Here is an 18,650-nt window from a genome sequence, read left to right as displayed (position 1 = left end):
GCTCAGGCTGCGACATCCTGCGCGGAGGCGTAGACGGCGGACTTCCGGGTGCGGCCATAGGTCGCATAGAGCGCCACGCCGGTGAACAGCACCGCACCCAGCATGTTGCCCAGCGTCACCGGGATCTCGTTCCACACCCACCAGTCATAGAGCGACACCTTGGCGCCGAGCATCATGCCCGCCGGGATGGCGAACATGTTGACCACCGAGTGCTCGAAGCCCTGCTCCACGAAGATGAAGATCGGCAGCCAGGCGCCGAGGATCTTGCCGGTGGTGGAGGTCGAGGCGAGACCCATCACCGAGCCCAGGCTGACCATCCAGTTGCACAGGATGGCCTTGACGAACACCGTCAGCATGCCGGCGGCCCCGAACGCCTCGTAGGCGGTGGTCTTGCTGACCGCCAGTGCCCGCAGCTTGTCGCCGATCAGGCCGCCGCTGGTATGGCCGCACTCGGTGGTTGCGATCCAGAACAGCGATGCATAGATCAGGCTGCCCGCGAGGTTGCCGATGAAGACCAGGGTCCAGTTGGACAGCACGCGGCCGATGCCGATGCGCCCGGCCATCAGGGCAGTCGGCATGATACCGAAATTGCCGGTCAGCAGTTCCAGCCCGAGGATCACGATCAGGGCGAAGCCGGCGGGAAACAGCAGGGCGCCGGCGATGAACTGGCCGGTCTGCGCCGCAACCAGGAAGGCCATGCTGGTGACGAAACCGAGATAGGCGCCCGCCAAGGCGCCGCGGAGGAGCAGGTCCAGGGGTGTCAACCCGGCCTTCACGACCCCCGATTCCACCATGTTGCCCACGATCTGGGCCGGCTTAACATAGTCCGCCATACGCACTGCCTTCCTGTCTGCTGAACCATGCTCGCGCACCCCTGAGCAGATAGCTCCCGGGGTCGGGGTTCATCACGCCAGGATGAATTGCATTCGCGCCGGCGGGCGTCGAGAGAAGAGACAATGGAACAGACGCTGCTGTACCGGGATATCCGCTACGTGATCGGTCAGGAACAGGATGGCCGCCGGCGGTGGTCGATCCATCCCGAGGGCACCACCATGTCAGGCATCGTTAGCTCGAGCGGCCTGCGAGGCTCGTTCAAGTCGGCGGTGTTCGCCGCCCGCGAGGCTATCGACCATTGGCTCGACAGTCCCGGCGAGACCGGATCACCCGAACCGAACGCCGCCTGAAGGCCCGCATGCGCGATCTGGAAGGCTTCCACCCCGCCGCCTTCAGCAAGGCCGATCCGGAGCCGGACGCGCTGTTCTATGCCGAACCGCGGCTGGTCACCCATATCGACGACGGCGCCATCAACGCGGTCACCGCGCTCTACCGCACGGTGCTGCCGGAGAACGGGGTGATCCTCGACCTGATGAGCAGCTGGGTCAGCCACCTTCCCGAGGAGATGGTGTTCGAGCGGGTGATCGGGCATGGCCTGAACGAGGCCGAACTGCTCGAGAACCCCCGCCTCGACGACCATTTCGTAGCCGACCTCAACGCGGCGCCGTCGCTGCCACTCGCCGACCGCTCTCTCGACGGCGCCTGCATGTGCGTCGCGGTGCAATACCTGCAGCAGCCGGTGTCGGTGTTCCGTGAACTGGCGCGCGTGCTGCGGCCGGGCGCTCCGCTGGTGATCACCTTCTCGAACCGCTACTTCCCCACCAAGGCGGTGGCGATCTGGCAGGCGCTGGACGGACCCGACCGGCAGAAGCTGGTGTCGATCTGTGCGACCCGCGCCGGCTTCACCGAGATCGAGACCGGCGAGGTCAGGCCGGAGGCGGACGACCCTGCATGGCAGGATCCGATCTGGGCGGTTATCGCCAGGGTTCCGGTTCCGCTATAGAGGGCGCCATGCCCTTCCCAACGACACATGCCTCCCTCGCGCAGGCGCTCGCCGCGCGCGGCTACGCCGAACCCACTCCTGTACAGGCCGCGGTGCTTTCCGCCGACGCCGGCGATCGCGACCTCGTCGTCTCCGCCCAGACCGGCTCCGGCAAGACCGTCGCCTACGGGCTTGCCGCGGCACCCACCCTGCTCGGCGACGAGCCGTATTTCGGTCGCGCCACCGCGCCGCTCGCCCTGGTGATCGCGCCGACACGCGAGCTTGCGGTGCAGGTGCACAAGGAGCTGTCCTGGCTCTATGCCGACGCCCGCGCCCGCATCGTGCCGTGCATCGGCGGCATGGATGTCCGCCGCGAGGCCCGTGCGCTGGAAGGCGGCTGCCATATCGTCGTCGGCACCCCGGGCCGGCTGTGCGACCACCTGAGCCGCGGCCGGCTCGACCTCAGCGCACTGCGCGTCGTGGTGCTCGACGAGGCCGACGAGATGCTCGACCTCGGCTTTCGCGACGAGCTCGAGACGCTGCTCAAGCAGACCCCGGACACCCGCCGCACGCTGCTGTTCTCGGCGACCATCCCGCGTGAGATCGCGGCACTCGCCAAGCGCTACCAGCGCGACGCGCTGCGCATCGACACCGTCAGCGGCACCCGGCAGCACGCCGACATCGAGTATCGCGCGGTGATCGCCGGCCGCAACGACGAGGAACATGCGGTCGTCAACGTGCTGCGCTACTTCGAGAGCCCGACGGCGATGGTGTTCTGCTCGACCCGCGAGATGGTGCGCCACATGCACGGCAGCCTGCTGGAGCGCGGCTTCGCGTCGGTCGCGCTGTCCGGAGAACTCAGCCAGAGCGAACGGTCGCGGGCGCTGGAATCGCTGCGCACCGGCCAGGCGCGGGTGTGCGTCGCCACCGACGTCGCCGCGCGCGGCCTCGACCTGCCCGACCTCGGACTGGTGGTGCATGCGGCGCTGCCGACAGACAGCCCGACCCTGCTGCACCGCAGTGGCCGCACCGGGCGTGCCGGCCGCAAGGGCACCTGCGTGATCATCGTGCCGATCGCGCGTCGCCGGAAGGCCGAGCAGCTGCTGGCCGGCGCCCGCGTCGAGGCCGGCTGGAGCGGGCCGCCGACGCCGGAGGAGATCCGCGCCCGCGACAGTGCGCGGCTGCTGGCCGATCCGGTGCTGTCCGAGGAGGTGGCGCCGGAGGATCTCGCGCTGGCGCAGAGCCTGCTCGAGGGCCGCACCGCCGAGGAGGTTGCCGCTGCCCTGATCCGGATGCATCGCGCCCGGTTGCCCGAGCCCGAGGAGGTCACGCAGCCGCCGACCCACATCGCCGAGCATCGCCCGCGTGTCGCGACCGACCGGCCGCGCACACCCCGGGAAGAGCGCACCCGCGAGCCGTACCAGCGTGACGTCGGTCCGCCCCGCGAGGCGAGGCCGCGTGAGCCCGGCATCTGGTACCGCATGTCGATCGGGCGGCAGGACAAGGCCGATCCGAAATGGCTGGTGCCGTTGATCTGCCGCCTCGGCGGGGTGACCAAGCGCGACATCGGCGCCATCCGGATCAGCGACCAGGAGACGCATTTCGAGATCACGCCGGCGATGAGCGAGCGCTTCGCGGCATGCGTGGTGGCGACCGACGCCGACGAGGTGCAGATCGAGCGTGCGACCGGTGCGCCAGGCGCCGCTCCGGCGCCGCGCAAGCCGTATCGGGCGGCCGCGCGTGGTGCCGAGGGTCCAGGTGGCGCCTCGTCGCGCAAGCGGACCGCCGCCCGGCCGCGGTGAACCCTGCCCCGGCGCGCGTCCGCCTCGATGCGGTCTCGGCGGCGGATGGCGGCGAACTGATCCGCTGCAACTTGGCGAGCCGGGACCACCATCATCCCTGGGCAACGCCGTTCACCGACCGGCGCGGCTTCGAGGCCTGGTTCGCCCGCGTCTGCGACACCACGCAGGTCGCGCGCATCGGCCGCGAGGTGGTGACCGGCGACGTGGTGGGCGTGATCACGCTCAGCGGCATCCTGCGCGGCGGATTCCAGAACGCCTATGTCGGCTATTACGGCATGGCGGGTAGCAGCGGACGTGGCCTGATGACCGAGGCGGTCGGCACGATGTGCCGCCTTGCCTTCGACGGGCTGGGGTTGCACCGCCTGGAGGCCAACATCCAGCCCGGCAACGTGGCTTCGATCCGGCTGGCCCGGCGGCTCGGCTTCCGGCTGGAAGGATATTCGCCGCGCTACCTGCAGATCGGCGGCATCTGGCAGGACCACGAGCGCTACGCACTGCTGGCCGATGAAGCCGCTTTCGGAGCGACCTGAGCGGAACCCTTTATCGCGTTATCAAAACAGAGATACGCTCCCTCCGACGATACGGATCGCGATTCGGAGGCGCCGCCTGTGGGTTCCGGGAGCTTGGCGGTGGTGGCTCTCTGGCTTGGCGGCATTGCCGCGATCACCCGGCACGCGCCACTTGGCCGGCCGGCGATGGGGGCGGCCATCGCGCTGGCAATGGCTGCCCTCATCGGTCTGCTGGGCTGATCAGGCCGCGAACAGCGAGACGATCTCCTTGCAGAACGCAGGCAGGTCCTTCGGATTGCGCGAGGTGACCAGCTTGCCGTCCCGCACCACGGTCTCGTCGACCCAGGTGGCCCCGGCGTTGCGCAGGTCGGTCTGCAGCGACGGCCAGGAGGTGAGCTTCTTGCCCTTCACGCCATCCGCATTGATCAGTGTCCAGGCGCCGTGGCAGATCGCCGCGATCGGCTTGTCGGCCTGCACGAACTTCGCGACGAACGCCACCGCGTGATCGTCCATGCGCAGCTTGTCCGGATTGGTGGTGCCGCCCGGCAGCACCAGGCCGTCGAACTGCCCGGCATCGGCATCCGACACCGCCTGGTCGACGTCGATCTTGCTGGACGGCTTCACGTCCTCCTGCATGGCCTGGATCTGGCCGATCTCCAGCGACAGGATGCTGACGGTGGCGCCTGCCTGCTTCAATGCCTTCAACGGCTCGGTCAGCTCGACCTCCTCGACGCCGTCGGTGGCGAGCATCGCGATCCGGCGGCCGGTAAGTTCTGGCATGATGGAAGTACTCCTGTTGCAGTCGCCTGCTGAACAGAACTTTCGCGGTGGCGTTGCTCGTACTTGCGTCAACAGAACGTGCTGTCAGCCCTTGACGGCGCCCGCGGTCAGTCCGGCGACGATCTGCTTCTGGGCCAGCACGAAGACAAGTATCGCCGGCAGGATGGTCAGCGTGATGAAGGCGAGCACCAGCTGCCACTCGGTGCTGTACTGGCCCTGGTAGTCCATGACGCCGAGCGGCCAGGGATAGCGCGACGGCGTGTCGAGCAGGATGAGCGGCAACATGTAGTTGTTCCAGCTCGACACGAAGGTGATGATGGCGACGGTGGTGACGATCGGCCGGCACAGCGGCAGCGTGATCGACACGAAGATGCGCGCATAGGAGCAGCCGTCCATGCGCGCCGCCTCGAACAGTTCGACCGGCAACTGGCGGAAGAAATTGCGGAACAGCAGGATGCTCATGCTGAGTGCGAAAGCCACCTCCGCGAGGATCAGCCCGGCATAGGTGTCGAGCAGCCCGAGATCGCGCACTTGGATGAACAGCGGCAGGATCGCGGTCGCCGCCGGGAACATCAGGCCGAGCATCAGGTAGCTCGCCAGCATCTCGCGCCCGAAGAAATGCAGGTGCGCCAGCACGAAGGCGGCCATGGCGGCAAGCACGACGGTGATCGCAGTGACCACGCTCGCGATCAGCAGCGAGTTGCCGAGCAGTCGCCAGTAGCGGCCACCGGCGAGGATGCCGCCATAGTTTCCCCAGCGCGGATGCAGCGGAAAGCCGAACGGGTCCGATCGCAGCGCGCCGAGCGTCTTGAGCCCGCCGAGCGCGGTCGCCAGCAGCGGCACCAGCACGAACAGGGCGAGCACCACCAGCCCGGCGCAGGCGATCGCGTATCCGGTGCGGTCCCTGGCGTCAGCGCTCACCGGGCACCCATCTGTTGTAGACGATCGAGAAGGTCGCGGAGATCAGGAACAGCACGACGCCGACGGCGGAGCCGAAACCGATCTTCATCCGGGTGATGCCGAAATTGTACAGGAAGGTCGCCATCGTCTGCGTCGCGTTGCCCGGGCCGCCGGCGGTCAGCGGCATGACGATGTCGAACAGCTGCAGCGAGCCGATGACGGCGAAGAATACCGACACCCGCAGCGTCGGCCGCAACAGCGGCAGCGTGACGTGGCGGAAGATCTGCGCGCCGGTGGCGCCGTCCATGCGCGCTGCCTGGCGCAGTTCGGGATCGATCCCCTGCAATCCTGCCAGCACCAGCATCATGTGGAAGCCGAAATACTTCCAGGTGACGACCACCATCAGCGCGACACGGGCGAGATCCGGATCGGCCAGCATGAAGGGCGCGTTCATGCCGAGTTCGCGCGCGGCGACGGCAACGAGGCCGAAATTGCCGTCGAACACGAAGCGCCAGATCAGGCCGGCGGCCACCTCGGCGAGGATATAGGGAAGGAACAGGATCAGCCGCATGACGACGGTGAGCCGCCCCGGTCCGGACAACAACGACGCGGCGCCGATCGCCACAGGTATCTGGATGCAGAGCGAGATCGCGATGACCAGCAGGTTGTTGAGCAGCGCGGTGCGGAACGGCACGAAGGCGAGCAGCCGGACGTAGTTTCGCAAAGCCACGAAGTGCTGCGGGGAGCCGTAGCCGTTCCAGTCGAACAGGCTGAACCAGCTCGCCTCGCCGATCGGCAGCACGACGAAGATGGTGAACACCAGCAGCGCCGGCGGCAGGAACAGCAGGACGGTGCCGAGCCCGTCGCCGCGCAGGGAGGGTTTTCGACGGGTCGCCGCCAGGGTCATACCCACCCCGGCCTCACATGTCCTCCGCCTGGCGCGCATCCTCGATCTGCTTGGCACCCGCCTCTGGGGTGGTGTCGCCGGTGGCGAGCGCGAACGAGACGTCGTTGACGACGCTGCCGAGCGACGGGCCGAGCGTCTGGTCGAGGAACAGCAGGTGGTAGCTCGACGCATCGATCTCGGTGGCGACCTGCCGCAGCACCGGGCTGGTCAGGTACTGCGACATGCCGCGCACCGCCGGCAGGTACACGTTCCGCTCGCACATGGTGCGCTCGTAGTGCGGGCTGGTCAGCGCGTGCAGCAGTTCTAGCGAAGCGGCCGGGGCGTTGCGCGTCACCGCCCAGCCATTGACGCCGCCGAAGGTGTCGGTCGATGTGCCGTGGCCGCCGGCGACCAGCGGGAAGCGGACATAGGCGACCGCATCGTCCGACAGGCCCTGGCCGTTGGCGGCGTTGGCCTTCTGCACGCCCATCACCCAGCTGCCCATCAGGGTCATCGCCGCCTTACCGTCGCCGAACTGGCCGTAGGAGTCCGGGGCCTGGGCGCCGGCGAAACCGGGCTGGAAGGCGCCCGACTTGCCGAGCTGCTGCAGCATGCGTCCGGCCTCGACGAACACCGGGGCCGCAAAGCCGCCGTTGCGTCCGGCGCGCGCATCGTCGAACGCCGGCTTGCCGCCGAGGCGGAGCGCCAGCATCGCCCAGTAGAAATGCAGCGGCCATTTCTCGCCGCCGCCGACCGCGATCGGCACGATGCCGGCCGCCTTGAAGCGGGCGACTGCGGCCAGCAGGTCGTCGAAGCTGGCGAGATGCGCGGGATCGACCCCTGCTCGCGCCAGCAGCGCCTTGTTGCAGTAGAAGCCGACGCCGGAGACGGTGAACGGTGCGCCCCAGAGCTTGTCGCCGATCCTGAACGCGTCGAGGGCTACGGGAGTGAAGTCCTCGCGCCAGCCCTGCACCGTCGCGGTGACATCGCGCAGCACGCCGGCGGAGACCTGCGCGTCCAGGGTGCCGCGCCCCCAGCTGTAGAGGATGTCCGGGCGGTCGTCGGACTGCAGCATCGTCGTCAGCTTCGCCTTGTAGGCAGCGTTCTCCAGGTAGAGCTGGCTGACCTTGACCCCCGGATGGCCCTGCTCGAAGGCGGCCACGGTCTCGTTGATCAGCCGCACCGAGCCGGGCCCGTTCTCCTCGTGCGCGAGCCTGATGAGGCTATCGGCCGCCCGCGCCGGAATGCGTGGCAGCAGCGATGTCGCAAGCGAAGCGCCCAGCACGCCACGTCGCGTTACCCGCACTTCGTTGTCACCAACAGGTCGTAGCCCATGAAATGGCGCTCCCCGATTTTCTTCGTTAGTCGTATTTTACAGCAGCAGGTTCCGGCAGGTGTCAAGCGCTGGACTTGTGCCCTGGCCCGGAGAAATCGAGCGGTGTGCCGCCTTGACAGCAAGACCGGCGTCCGCGTTTCTTTGGAGCGTGAACAAATCACCTGGCCATGAAGAGCGCTGATCCGGAGCTGACCGGAGGGGGAAACCGGTTCCGGATCATCGACCTGATACGCAGGCTCGGGCCGATCGCGCGCGTCGAGATCGTCGAACGAACCAATCTGAGTCCGGCGACGGTATCGGCGATTACCGGCGGCCTGATCGAGGATGGTCTGGTCACCGCATCGCATGTCGAGGGGGGCGAGCCATCCGGGCGGGGCCGCCCTCGCGTCATGCTGCAGCTTCAGGCCGGCATCCTGCATGCGGTGGGCGTCAAGCTGTCGCTCGGGCGGATCAGCGTCGCGGTGACCGACTTCGCCGGCCGTGCCGTGCACAGCCTGGTGCTTCCGGTGCGGCTCGACCGGCAGCCGGCGGAGACCATCGCCGACCTGGTCGAGGATGGCGTCCGCCAGTGCGTCAGCGATGCCGGGCTGCGGCTGGAGGCGATCAGCGGGCTCGGGATCGGCATTCCGGGAGTGATCGACGCCTCCGCCGGCCGCTCGCACTGGAGCCCGGTGTTCGGCCATGCGGTGGTGAATTTCGCCGCCATGATCGAGCGCCGGCTGTCGCTGCCGACGCAGATCGAAAACGACGCCAATCTTGCGGCACTGGCCGAAAGCTGGTTCGGCCGCGCTCAGGATCTCGCGGATTTCGCCGTGGTCACCGCCGAGGACACCATCGGCATGGGGCTGCTGCTCGGCGGCCGGCTGCATCGCGGCGCACACGGCATCGGCGCCGAGTTCGGCCACGTCAAGGTCGAGGTGGATGGCGCGCTCTGCCGCTGCGGCCAGCGCGGCTGCCTCGATACGGTGGCGTCGGGCTGGGCGCTCAGCCGCAACCCGGAGCTGCTCGAGCGCGCCGGCGACATGCTCGGCCTGGCGCTGGCGAACCTGATGAACGTGCTGAACCTGCCGCGCATCATCCTGACTGGCAGCGTCCTGACCTCGCAGGAGCTGGTGGCGAACCGGCTGGAGGCGGCGCTCGACCGGTTCATGCTGCCGACGTTGCGCGAAGCGACCGAGATCGTGCGCCACGAATGGGGCGACGAGATGTGGGCGCGGGGTGCCGCCAGCCTGGTGCTGCGCCGCCTGTACGGCGAGCCGCCATAGGTCTCGAGGCACCCGGACAAGATGGAGGAAACCAAGATGGACGCTGTCACTGTCGGGATCGTCGGCTGCGGGACGATCAGCGCCGCCTACCTGCGCGCAGCACTCGACTTCCCGGAATACCGGATCGTCGCCTGCGCCGACCTGGACCTAGCGCGTGCCCAGGCGCGTGCCGCGAAATTCGATCTGCGTGCGCTCTCCGTGGAGGCGCTGCTCGACGATCCGTCGATCGAGGTCGTGCTCAACCTGACGATCCCGGCGGCGCATGCGGAGATCGGCCTGCGCGCGGTCGAGGCTGGCAAGCATGTCTATTCGGAGAAGCCGCTCGGTCTTGCGGTGCCGGAGGCGAGGCAGCTGGTCGAGCGGGCCCTCGAGCGCGGCATGCGCGTCGGCAGCGCGCCGGACACCTTCCTGGGTGGGGCGCACCAGACGGTCCGCGCGGCGCTGGACGCAGACCAGTTTGGCCGCATCGTCTCCGGCACCGCCTGCATGATGAACCACGGTCACGAGCACTGGCACCAGGATCCCGGCTTCTACTACCAGCCCGGCGGTGGACCGTTGTTCGACATGGGTCCGTACTACCTCACCGCGCTGATCGACCTGCTCGGGCCGGTGGCGAGCGTGTGCGCGCTGACCGACCGCTCGGCGGCTGAACGCGTCGTCGGCAGCGGGCCGAAGGCGGGCACGCCGATCGACATCGGCACCGAGACCCATATCGCCGGCCTGCTGCGCTTTGCCACCGGTGCCGCGATCTCGCTGATCACCAGCTTCGATGTCTGGGCGCACCGGCACTCGCCGATCGAGCTGTACGGCACCAAGGGCTCGGTGCTGGTGCCCGATCCGAACCGCTTCGACGGGCAGCCGATGATGGCGATCGCCCGGGCGCCCTGGGTGGACCTTCCGGTGACGCACGGCTTCGCGGAGGCGGACCATCGCGGCGTCGGCCTCGCCGACATGGCGCGTGCGATCCGCTCGCAGCGGGCACACCGGGCGAACGGCGAGATGGCCCTGCATGTCGTGGACATCATGCAGGGCCTGATCGAGGCCGGCGCGACCGGCCGGACCGTCGACATCGCAACCCGCTGCGAACGTCCGTCGCCGCTGCCACGCCGGCGCGAGATCGGTCTGCTGGACTGAGAAACAAAAGGGAGGACACCATGAGACAGGCGCTGATCGTCTGGGGCGGCTGGGCCGGGCACGAGCCGGAGCAGTGCGCCGCCATCGTCGCCGACATGCTGCGACACCAGGATTTCGAGGTGGTCATCGAGAACACCACCGAGGCGTTCGCCGATCCCGGGCTCGGCGGCTTCGACCTGGTCGTGCCGATCGTCACCATGATGACGATCGAGCGGGAGGAAATGCGCTCGCTCGCCGCCGCCATCGAGGCCGGCACCGGGCTCGCCGGCTTCCACGGCCAGATGGGCGACAGCTTCCGGGGCGAACCGGACTACCAGTTCATCGTCGGCGGCCAGTGGGTGGCGCATCCCGGCAACATCATCGACTATGCGGTCGATGTGGTGCGGCCCGACGATCCGGTGATGCAGGGGATCGAGCGGTTCGCGTACCGCTCCGAGCAGTACTACATGCATGTCGATCCCTCGAACGAGGTGCTTGCCACCACGACTTTCGACGGCACGCATTGCGGCTGGATCAAGGGTGTCACGATGCCGGTGGTGTGGAAGCGCCGCCACGGCGCGGGCCGGGTGTTCTACAGCTCGCTCGGGCACGTTTCGGCGGAGTTCAGCCATCCCGACATGTCGCGCATCATCAGCCGCGGCATGGCCTGGGCGGCGCGCGGCTAACCCTGGTCCAGGGCCCGGCCGCGCTGCACCGCCGACTTGCCGAAGCGGTCGCGCAGGCGGTCGATCGCCGCCTGCGCCGCGACCCGGCGCGGCATCGACGGATCGGCGAGATCGGCGACGTCGGCGTCCTGCAGCGGCAGGATCGGCGACGCGCCGATGCCGATCAGCCGGAACGCGGTGCCGTCGACCTCGCGCACCAGCAGTTGCCGGGCGGCGTCGAACAGGCGCTCCGGCAGTACGGTGGGGGTGCCGAGCCGGGCGGCGCGGGTGCGGGTCAGGAAACGCTGGGTCTTGAGTTTCAGCACCACGCCACCGGCGCTCGCCTCGCCGTCGCGCAGCCGTCCGCCGAGCTTCTCGCAGAGCTGCCAGAGATGCCGCTCGAGCGAGGCGGCATCGGCAAGATCGGCATTGAAGGTGGTCTCGGCGCTGATCGACCTGGTCTCGCGGGCGGGATCGACCCGGCGCCCATCCTCGCCACGGGCCCGGGCCGCGAGATGCGGCCCGTCATCGCCGAGCAGGGCCTGCGCCTCCCTGGCGCTGAGGCCCTGCAGCTGTCCCAGGCGGGTGATGCCGCGGGTCGCTAGGCGCTTCTCCTGCGCCGGCCCGATACCGGGCAGCAGCCGCACCGGCTTGCCGGCCAGCCACTGGCGCGCGTCGGCTCCCAGCACGCCGAAGCCGCGCGGCTTGTCGAGCCCGGCGGCGAGCTTGGCCAGCAGCCGGTTCGGGGCGAGACCGATCGAGATGGTGATGCCAAGCTCGCGCTCGACCCGGTTGGCGAGACGCGCCAGCATCGCCGCGGGCGGCGCGCCGTGCAGCGCCTCGGTGCCCGCCATGTCGAGCACCGCCTCGTCGATGGAGAGCGACTGCACCAGCGGGGTGAGCTGCTGCATCAATCCGCGCAGGGCGCGCGAGGCGGCGGTGTATTTCGGAAAATCGGGGCGTATCACCACCGCGTCCGGGCAGGCCTTCAGCGCCTGCCACATCGGCATCGCGCTGCGCACGCCACGCATGCGGGCAACGTAGCAGGCAGCCGTCACCACGCCGCGGGTGCCGCCGCCGACCAGTACCGGCAGCGCCGCCAGCTCGGGCCGGTCGCGCTTCTCGACGCTGCAGTAGAACGCGTCGGCATCGACATGGGCGACGGTGAGGTCGAGCAGTTCGGCGTGACGGACCAGCCGGTGGCTGCGGCAGTGCGCGCAACGCCGCGACGCCGCATCCGCCGCCGGCTCGACATGCTGGCAGTCCAGGCAGAGGACGGGCGTGTCAGGCAACGCTGGTCATGTGCGAGCGCAGCATCTCGCGCGGCCACAGCCAGGCGGCGCCGCGCACGCCGGAGCTGTCTCCGTGGATGTTGCGCAGGATCGGCGTGGTGCAGCGCGGGCTGACCACGTAGCGCCCGATCATCGCCGGCACCTTGTCGTACAGGTGCGCCATGTTGGACAGGCCGCCGCCGATGACGATGGCGTCCGGGTCGAGGAAGTTGATCGCCATCGCGAGGCAGCGCGCCAGCCGGTCGGAATGCCGGTCCAGCGCCGCCACGGCACGCTCCTCGCCCGCCGCCGCGCGGCCCGGAATGGAGCTGGCGTCGCGCGAGCCCGGCCCGTCGCAATCGGCGGCGAGTGCGGATCCGCACAGGAAGCGCTCGATGCAGCCCTCGTTGCCGCAGAAGCATTTCGGCATCGGGAACTCGTCGAGACGTGGCCAGGGCAGCGGGTTGTGGCCCCACTCGCCGGCGATATGGTGCGGGCCGGTGAGGCAGCGCTCGTCCACGATGATGCCGCCGCCGACGCCGGTGCCCAGGATGATGCCGAACACCACCCGCCTGCCGGCGCCGGCGCCATCCACCGCCTCGGACAGCGCAAAGCAGTTGGCATCGTTCTCGACACGCACCTCGCGGGCCATCGCCTCGCTGAGGTCGCGGGCAAACGGGCGGCCGTTGAGCCACACCGAGTTGGCGTTCTTGACCAGGCCGCTATCCGGGCTGATGGCGCCGGGAATGCCGACGCCGACGGTGGCGGTGCCGTGCTGCTCGTGCTCGGCTTCCTGCACCAGCGCGCCCATGGCGATGATCGCGGCCTCGTAGGTGCCGGGGTTCGGCACCCGGCGCCGCAGCAGCATCGAGCCGTCCTTGGCCAGCGCCGCGATCTCGATCTTGGTGCCGCCGAAATCGATCCCGATCCGGAAATCCGCCATGCTTGCCTCGTTGCTCAGGACGTTTTGCCGGTATTATGTACCGCGGCGGTCGGGTCGGGCATAGACGTGAAGTCGTGCCCCGCAATGCCCCGGAGGGCAGGACGCAAGGGAGGCGCCGATGGGCGAGACATTGCTGGACGTGAAGTCGCTGAGCTGCCCGTTGCCGGTGCTGCGCGCCAACCGCGCGTTGCGTTCCATGCAGCCGGGCGAGCGGCTTCGGGTACTGGCGACCGACCGCGCCTCGGTGAGCGACTTCCAGGCCTTCTGCCGCGAGACCGGCCATGCCCTGATCGCCTTCAGCGAGGAAGGCGGTGTGTTCAGCTTCGTCATCCGCCGCCGGCCGGAACCTGCCGCCAGCGGGGCCGGCTGAGGCCTTCCACCGTCCGGCCACTCGGGTTATTGCCCTGCCGAACACAGCAGGCGGAGACGCGCATGGCGGAAGACCTGGCACAGCTCTCGTTCGAGGACGCCCTGGCGGAGCTCGAGACGATCGTGCGCGGCCTCGAAGGCGGCCAGCAGAAGCTGGAGGACGCGATCACCGCCTACGAGCGGGGCGCGACGCTGCGCCGGCATTGCGAGGCGAAGCTGAGCCAGGCCGAGGCCCGCGTGCAGGCGATCGTCGAGCGGGCCGACGGCACGCCGGAGTTGCGGTCGCTTGACTGAGGTCGTCATGCGGCCGTCGCTGCAGGAGGCGCGCTCCCTGCAGCAGACCCTGGCCGGCCACGCGTCCGCCATCGAGAGCACGCTGGACCGCCTGATCGCGCCGGTCGCGGGCGGCGAGGCGCGGCTCATCGAGGCGATGCGCTACGCCACGCTGGGTGGCGGCAAGCGCCTGCGCGGCTTCCTCGTCGTCGAGAGCGCCGCGCTGTTCGGCGCCACCGGGGCGGGTGCCCTGCGCGCGGCGGCGTCGGTCGAGATGCTGCACGCCTACTCGCTGGTGCATGACGACCTGCCCTGCATGGACGACGACGACCTGCGGCGCGGCCAGCCCTCGACGCACAGGCGCTTCGACGAGGCCACCGCCACGCTGGCCGGCGACGCGCTGCAGACGCTGGCCTTCGAGGTCATCGCCGCTCCCGCCACCCATCCCGATCCCGCCATCCGCATCGCCCTGGTGCAGGCGCTGGCGTCGGCGTCGGGCGCGGCCGGCATGGTTGGCGGCCAGATGATCGACATGGAAGGCGAAGGCCGCAGCCTCGCCCTGCCGGAGGTCGAGCGTCTGCACGCGCTCAAGACCGGACGCCTGATCCGCTATGGCGCCGAGGCAGGCGCGATCCTGGGCGGCGCGTCGGCGGCCGAGCACGAGCGTCTCGCCGCCTATGGCCGGGATATCGGTGCCGCCTTCCAGGTCGCCGACGACGTACTCGACGCCACCGCCAGCGAGGCGGAGCTCGGCAAGACCGCCGGCAAGGACCAGGAGGCCGGCAAATCGACATTCGTCTCGCTGCTGGGCATCGACGGCGCCCGCGACGCGGCCCGCCGGCTGGCCGACGCGGCGGTGTCGCACCTGGAGCCGTTCGGGGAGCGGGCGGCGATACTGCGCGACCTTGCCCGCCACGTGGTGGATCGTCGCAGCTGAGGAGGGGTTACTGAAAGAACCCCGGAACCGGATCCGCGCCGACCAGCTGGTGGTCGAGCGCGGCCTGGCGCCGACCCGGGCGCGGGCGCAGGCGCTGATACTGGCCGGACTGGTATTCAGCGGAGAGAGCCGGATCGACAAGGCCGGTGACCTGCTGGCCGGCGATGCGGCTCTGGTCCTGCGTGGACAGGACCATCCCTGGGTGTCGCGCGGCGGGCTCAAGCTTGCACATGCGCTGGAGCATTTCGGGTTGTCGGCTACCGGACGGCGCTGCCTCGATATCGGCGCCTCCACCGGGGGCTTCACCGACGTGCTGCTGGCGAACGGCGCCGCGCATGTGCACGCCGTCGATGTCGGCCACGGGCAGCTGGCCTGGAGCCTGCGCCAGGATGAACGCGTGACGGTGCTGGAGCGGGTGAATGCCCGCACCCTGGATGCCAGCCTGATCGCGACGCCGATCGAGGCATTGGTCTGCGACGCGAGCTTCATCGGACTGCGCACGGTGCTTCCGGCTGGGCTGGGGCTGTGCAGCGAACGGGCCTGGGCGGTCGCGCTGATCAAGCCCCAGTTCGAGGCTGGTCGCGGCAATGTCGGCGCCAAGGGAGTGGTTCGCGATCCAAAGATCCACGAACAGGTGTGCCGGACGATCGGCGACTGGTGGTCTGCGCTGCCGGGTTGGACGGTGCTTGGCATCGAGCCCAGCCCGATCACCGGCCCGGAGGGCAATCGAGAGTTCCTGGTGGCTGCGTTCCGAACCGGATCGGCAGCCTAGCGGATCAATATGCCTGCGGGCCCTGGGGAGGGTGCACCGCGCCAAGGTCGTGAAGCGAGACCTCGGCGAGCAGCGACCAGATCTGCGCCGGTTCAGCGTCGATCTCCGGATCGTTCAACAGGTGGTCCAGCTCGTCGAGCTTGGCGAGATATTCGACGTCATCCATCGCCACGCTCCTGCAGACACCCGGGTCCGGACCGCCTGGGCGACCCCCGGAATGCTCGATGAACGTGGCATTCATGTGACGGTTGCGTGTCATAAACCAACGTGTTCCCGCACCTCTCCGAAACGTGATCGAAAGCCTGGCGCGGCGGCTCTGCACGGTATTCGGGATGCGCCCCGGACCGGGGCGGGCTATAGGGGCGCACCATGACAGACCTGGCATCCCCCCCCGCGGTTGCGACAGAAGCCGGCGCCGGCACCGACCGCCTGACCCCGTCGGAGCGCGACCGGATCCTGGCGAAGGCCGCCTTGTTCTCGCCGCCCCCGGCGGTGCTGGCAGATGGGCGGCGTGAGCTGGTCGGGCTGTCGCGCGAGGAGATGACCCAGGCGCTGGCCGAGATCGGCGAGAAGCCGTTCCGCACCAAGCAGCTCTGGCACTGGATCTACCACCAGGGCGTTACCGACTTCGCGCGCATGAGCTCGATCGCCAAGCCGTTGCAGGCGAAGCTGGCGGAGCGCTTCGTGGTCGGCCGCCCGGTCGCCGCCACCGTGCAGACCAGCTCGGACGAAACCCGCAAGTTCCTGTTCCGCTTCCGCGACGGCCAGGAGGCCGAGACCGTCTACATCCCCGACCGGCGCGAGGATCGCGGCGCCGTCTGCATCTCCAGCCAGGTCGGCTGCACCCTGTCCTGCCGGTTCTGCCATACCGGGACGCAGGGACTGGTGCGCAATCTCGGCACCGCCGAAATCGTCGGCCAGTTCATGGCGGCGCGCGACAGCTACGGCGAGTGGCCCTCGCCGCGCGGCGAGACTCCGCGCCTGCTTTCGACCATCGTACTGATGGGCATGGGCGAGCCGCTGTACAACTACGACAACGTGGCCCGCGCGATGCGCATCGTCATGGACGGCGAGGGCATCGGCCTCTCGCGACGACGCATCACGCTGTCCACCTCGGGGGTGGTGCCGATGATGGACCGCTGTGGCGAGGAGCTGGGCGTCAATCTGGCGGTCTCGCTGCACGCCGTCCGCGACGAGCTGCGCGACGAGATCGTGCCGCTGAACCGCAAGTATCCGATCGCCGAGCTGATCGCGGCCTGCCGGCGGTATCCCGCCGCCTCGAACGCCCGTCGCATCACCTTCGAATACGTCATGCTGCGCGGTGTCAACGACAGCGAGGCCGAGGCGCGCGAGCTGGTGCGGCTGATCGCCGGCATCCCGGCGAAGGTGAACCTGATCCCGTTCAATCCCTGGCCGGGCAGCGCCTACCTGCCCTCCACCCGCGAGCAGCTCGACCGTTTCGCGCAGATCGTGATGGATGCCGGCTTCGCGTCGCCGATACGCATGCCGCGCGGCCGCGACATCCTCGCTGCCTGCGGCCAGCTTCGCACCGAAAGCAGGCGGACGCGGCCAGTGGCGGCCTGAGCACGCCGATGCACGCGCAATCGACCGCCGCGTCCCCCGCCGAGCGCTCCGCCACCGAGCGCCACCATGCCGGGGTTGCGCTGCGTTCGATGGTGGCGCGGCATCGCCACGCCGAATGGATGGCCGCCTCGAGCCGCGCCGATCCGGTCAGCATACTCATCCAGCAGGGACGGCAGCGCATCCCCGAGCTGCTGCCGATGCGCTACGCCCGGATGCGCGGCTCGCCGCTGGCGTTCCTGCGCGGCGCCGCCGCGGTCATGGCAGCGGACCTGGCGACCACGCCGACCTCCGGCCTGCGTGTGCAGAGCTGCGGCGACTGCCACCTCGCGAACTTCGGCAGCTACGCGACACCGGAAGGGCTGGCGGTGTTCGACATCAACGACTTCGACGAGACCCTGCCGGCGCCGTTCGAGTGGGACATCAAGCGGCTGGCCACCAGCCTGGTGCTGGCCGGGCGCGACGACGGCATGTCGGAGGGCGACAGTCGCCGGCTCGCGCAGGAGGCGGTGCAGGCCTACTGCGCCGAGATGGCGGCACTTGCCGAACTGCCGCCGCTCGACGCCTGGAGCGCTCGCATCGACCTCGAGGAGGCGATCGGGTCGATGGATACGAGCAAGGCGCGGGCGCGGGCCGGGAAGCACCTGCGTGCGCGGCTGCGCAGTGCCGGGCAGCAATACGGCCTGATCGACGACAGCGGCCCGGTGCCGCGCCTGCGCGAGAAGCCGCCCTTGGTGATGCGGCTGCCCAGCCACGACGAGGCGGTGCGGGAGGCGTTCGCCCGCTATCCCGATACGCTGTCGCCGGAGCGCCGGGACCTGCTGCGGCGCTACAAGCTGCAGGACGTGATCTTCAAGGTGGTCGGCGTCGGCAGCGTCGGGACATTTTGCGCCATCGGCCTGTATGTGACCGCCGACGGCCAGCCGCTGCTGCTGCAGATCAAGCAGGCGCAGGAGAGCGTGCTGGCCCCTTATGCCGGCGCCTCCGACTACGCCAACCAGGGCGAGCGGGTGGTGACCGGCCAGCGCATCATGCAGGCGGCGTCCGACCTGTTTCTCGGCTGGACCCGCATGCCGACGGACGGGCGGCAGTTCTACGTGCGCAGGCTGAAGGATGCGCGGCTCGCCGCGGTCGGCTCCCAGATCGAGGCGGAGAGCCTGCCCGCCTACGCCGTACTGTGCGGACGCACGCTGGGACGCGCGCATGCGCGATCCGGCGACGCCGCCACCCTGTCCGGCTATGTCGGTCGTGGCCGGCGCTTCGCTGCCGCGGTGGCGGAGTTCGCCACGCTCTATGCCGATCGCACCGAGGCTGACTTCACCCTGTTCGAAGAGGCCATCGAGGCTGGCCGGCTCCACGCCAAGGCAAACTGAGCAGGCAACCCGGCGGCAGGCAGGACGTGGTTTCGGCATCAGGCATGGGGATGAGGGCG

Annotated in this window: 21 protein-coding genes; 13 read left to right on the top strand and 8 right to left on the bottom strand. The window is 69.4% G+C overall.

The window, feature by feature from the left end; all coding sequences use genetic code 11:
- Nucleotides 1-2: 2 nt before the first annotated feature.
- Nucleotides 3-833 (bottom strand): formate/nitrite transporter family protein, encoded by an 831-nt coding sequence (locus FE263_RS19220; protein WP_138327652.1) that lies wholly within the window; start codon nucleotides 831-833, stop codon nucleotides 3-5.
- A gap of 123 nt (nucleotides 834-956) precedes the next feature.
- Between FE263_RS19220 and FE263_RS19215 the strand changes: the two genes are divergently transcribed.
- The 4 genes from FE263_RS19215 to FE263_RS19200 are packed head-to-tail and all read left to right on the top strand — an operon-like array spanning nucleotide 957 to nucleotide 4,148.
- Nucleotides 957-1,184 carry a hypothetical protein gene (locus tag FE263_RS19215; protein WP_138327651.1) on the top strand — a complete coding sequence of 76 codons (228 nt, stop codon included), beginning with the start codon at nucleotides 957-959 and terminating at the stop codon, nucleotides 1,182-1,184.
- An 8-nt stretch (nucleotides 1,185-1,192) separates the two neighbouring features.
- Nucleotides 1,193-1,837, top strand: a complete 645-nt coding sequence (locus FE263_RS19210; RefSeq protein ID WP_138327650.1) for a class I SAM-dependent methyltransferase — start codon at nucleotides 1,193-1,195, stop codon at nucleotides 1,835-1,837.
- 8 nt (nucleotides 1,838-1,845) lie between these two features.
- Nucleotides 1,846-3,618 (top strand): DEAD/DEAH box helicase, encoded by a 1,773-nt coding sequence (locus FE263_RS19205; RefSeq protein ID WP_205880459.1) that lies wholly within the window; start codon nucleotides 1,846-1,848, stop codon nucleotides 3,616-3,618.
- The gene (locus tag FE263_RS19200) at nucleotides 3,615-4,148 is read left to right on the top strand and encodes a GNAT family N-acetyltransferase (RefSeq protein ID WP_205880458.1); all 534 of its coding nucleotides are present in this window, start codon (nucleotides 3,615-3,617) and stop codon (nucleotides 4,146-4,148) included. Before FE263_RS19205 ends, FE263_RS19200 begins: the two co-directional genes overlap by 4 nt.
- Nucleotides 4,149-4,367: 219 nt before the next feature.
- Here the strand turns inward: FE263_RS19200 and FE263_RS19195 are convergent, their stop codons facing one another.
- The 4 genes from FE263_RS19195 to FE263_RS19180 all read right to left on the bottom strand — a co-directional run bounded on the left by FE263_RS19195 (nucleotide 4,368) and on the right by FE263_RS19180 (nucleotide 7,999).
- Nucleotides 4,368-4,907: a type 1 glutamine amidotransferase domain-containing protein gene (locus FE263_RS19195; protein WP_138327648.1), complete on the bottom strand. Its 540-nt coding sequence runs from the start codon at nucleotides 4,905-4,907 to the stop codon at nucleotides 4,368-4,370.
- A gap of 84 nt (nucleotides 4,908-4,991) precedes the next feature.
- Nucleotides 4,992-5,828, bottom strand: a complete 837-nt coding sequence (locus FE263_RS19190) for a carbohydrate ABC transporter permease (RefSeq protein WP_138327647.1) — start codon at nucleotides 5,826-5,828, stop codon at nucleotides 4,992-4,994.
- A complete protein-coding gene (locus tag FE263_RS19185; RefSeq protein ID WP_240759956.1) occupies nucleotides 5,818-6,714 on the bottom strand; it encodes a carbohydrate ABC transporter permease in 897 nt (298 codons plus the stop codon). Before FE263_RS19185 ends, FE263_RS19190 begins: the two co-directional genes overlap by 11 nt.
- 13 nt (nucleotides 6,715-6,727) lie before the next feature.
- Nucleotides 6,728-7,999: an extracellular solute-binding protein gene (locus FE263_RS19180; protein ID WP_138327645.1), complete on the bottom strand. Its 1,272-nt coding sequence runs from the start codon at nucleotides 7,997-7,999 to the stop codon at nucleotides 6,728-6,730.
- A 197-nt stretch (nucleotides 8,000-8,196) separates the two neighbouring features.
- On the opposite strand from FE263_RS19180, the gene FE263_RS19175 reads away from it, so the two are divergent.
- Genes FE263_RS19175 through FE263_RS19165 form a run of 3 tightly spaced genes read left to right on the top strand, consistent with a single transcriptional unit; the run spans nucleotide 8,197 to nucleotide 11,093 of the window.
- Entirely contained in the window at nucleotides 8,197-9,294 is a 1,098-nt protein-coding gene (locus FE263_RS19175) for an ROK family transcriptional regulator (RefSeq protein ID WP_138327644.1), read from the top strand.
- Between the two features lie 36 nt (nucleotides 9,295-9,330).
- Nucleotides 9,331-10,428, top strand: coding sequence for a Gfo/Idh/MocA family protein (locus FE263_RS19170; protein WP_138327643.1), 1,098 nt, complete (start codon nucleotides 9,331-9,333; stop codon nucleotides 10,426-10,428).
- 20 nt (nucleotides 10,429-10,448) lie between these two features.
- Entirely contained in the window at nucleotides 10,449-11,093 is a 645-nt protein-coding gene (locus FE263_RS19165) for a ThuA domain-containing protein (protein ID WP_138327642.1), read from the top strand.
- Here the strand turns inward: FE263_RS19165 and FE263_RS19160 are convergent.
- Both FE263_RS19160 and FE263_RS19155 read right to left on the bottom strand, forming a co-directional pair.
- Entirely contained in the window at nucleotides 11,090-12,364 is a 1,275-nt protein-coding gene (locus tag FE263_RS19160; RefSeq protein ID WP_240759949.1) for a DNA polymerase IV, read from the bottom strand. The two genes, FE263_RS19165 and FE263_RS19160, sit on opposite strands and share 4 nt — an antisense overlap.
- The gene (locus tag FE263_RS19155) at nucleotides 12,357-13,286 is read right to left on the bottom strand and encodes an ROK family protein (protein WP_138327641.1); all 930 of its coding nucleotides are present in this window, start codon (nucleotides 13,284-13,286) and stop codon (nucleotides 12,357-12,359) included. Before FE263_RS19155 ends, FE263_RS19160 begins: the two co-directional genes overlap by 8 nt.
- 118 nt (nucleotides 13,287-13,404) lie before the next feature.
- On the opposite strand from FE263_RS19155, the gene FE263_RS19150 reads away from it, so the two are divergent.
- The 4 genes from FE263_RS19150 (at nucleotide 13,405) to FE263_RS19135 (ending at nucleotide 15,637) form a co-directional block, all read left to right on the top strand.
- Nucleotides 13,405-13,656, top strand: coding sequence for a sulfurtransferase TusA family protein (locus tag FE263_RS19150; protein ID WP_138327640.1), 252 nt, complete (start codon nucleotides 13,405-13,407; stop codon nucleotides 13,654-13,656).
- 62 nt (nucleotides 13,657-13,718) lie between these two features.
- The gene (locus tag FE263_RS19145) at nucleotides 13,719-13,949 is read left to right on the top strand and encodes an exodeoxyribonuclease VII small subunit (RefSeq protein WP_138327639.1); all 231 of its coding nucleotides are present in this window, start codon (nucleotides 13,719-13,721) and stop codon (nucleotides 13,947-13,949) included.
- Nucleotides 13,950-13,956: 7 nt separating this feature from the next.
- The gene (locus FE263_RS19140; protein WP_138327725.1) at nucleotides 13,957-14,865 is read left to right on the top strand and encodes a polyprenyl synthetase family protein; all 909 of its coding nucleotides are present in this window, start codon (nucleotides 13,957-13,959) and stop codon (nucleotides 14,863-14,865) included.
- A 10-nt stretch (nucleotides 14,866-14,875) separates the two neighbouring features.
- The gene (locus FE263_RS19135; protein WP_138327724.1) at nucleotides 14,876-15,637 is read left to right on the top strand and encodes a TlyA family RNA methyltransferase; all 762 of its coding nucleotides are present in this window, start codon (nucleotides 14,876-14,878) and stop codon (nucleotides 15,635-15,637) included.
- 4 nt (nucleotides 15,638-15,641) lie between these two features.
- On the opposite strand, the gene FE263_RS19130 is transcribed toward FE263_RS19135, so the two are convergent.
- On the bottom strand, nucleotides 15,642-15,803 hold the full coding sequence (locus tag FE263_RS19130) for a peptide chain release factor 1 (protein ID WP_138327638.1): 162 nt from the start codon (nucleotides 15,801-15,803) through the stop codon (nucleotides 15,642-15,644).
- A gap of 203 nt (nucleotides 15,804-16,006) precedes the next feature.
- On the opposite strand from FE263_RS19130, the gene rlmN reads away from it, so the two are divergent.
- Together rlmN and FE263_RS19120 are read left to right on the top strand one after the other, a co-directional pair.
- Nucleotides 16,007-17,221 (top strand): 23S rRNA (adenine(2503)-C(2))-methyltransferase RlmN, encoded by a 1,215-nt coding sequence (gene rlmN, locus FE263_RS19125; protein ID WP_171034225.1) that lies wholly within the window; start codon nucleotides 16,007-16,009, stop codon nucleotides 17,219-17,221.
- Between the two features lie 8 nt (nucleotides 17,222-17,229).
- Nucleotides 17,230-18,591, top strand: coding sequence for a DUF2252 domain-containing protein (locus FE263_RS19120; RefSeq protein ID WP_138327637.1), 1,362 nt, complete (start codon nucleotides 17,230-17,232; stop codon nucleotides 18,589-18,591).
- Nucleotides 18,592-18,650 lie beyond the last annotated feature (59 nt).

Origin of the sequence: Lichenicoccus roseus (assembly GCF_005844085.1) — a bacterium.
GTDB lineage: Bacteria > Pseudomonadota > Alphaproteobacteria > Acetobacterales > Acetobacteraceae > Lichenicoccus > Lichenicoccus roseus.
Note: the sequence above shows the minus strand (reverse complement) of the source record. Positions and strands in the feature narration are given on the sequence as shown.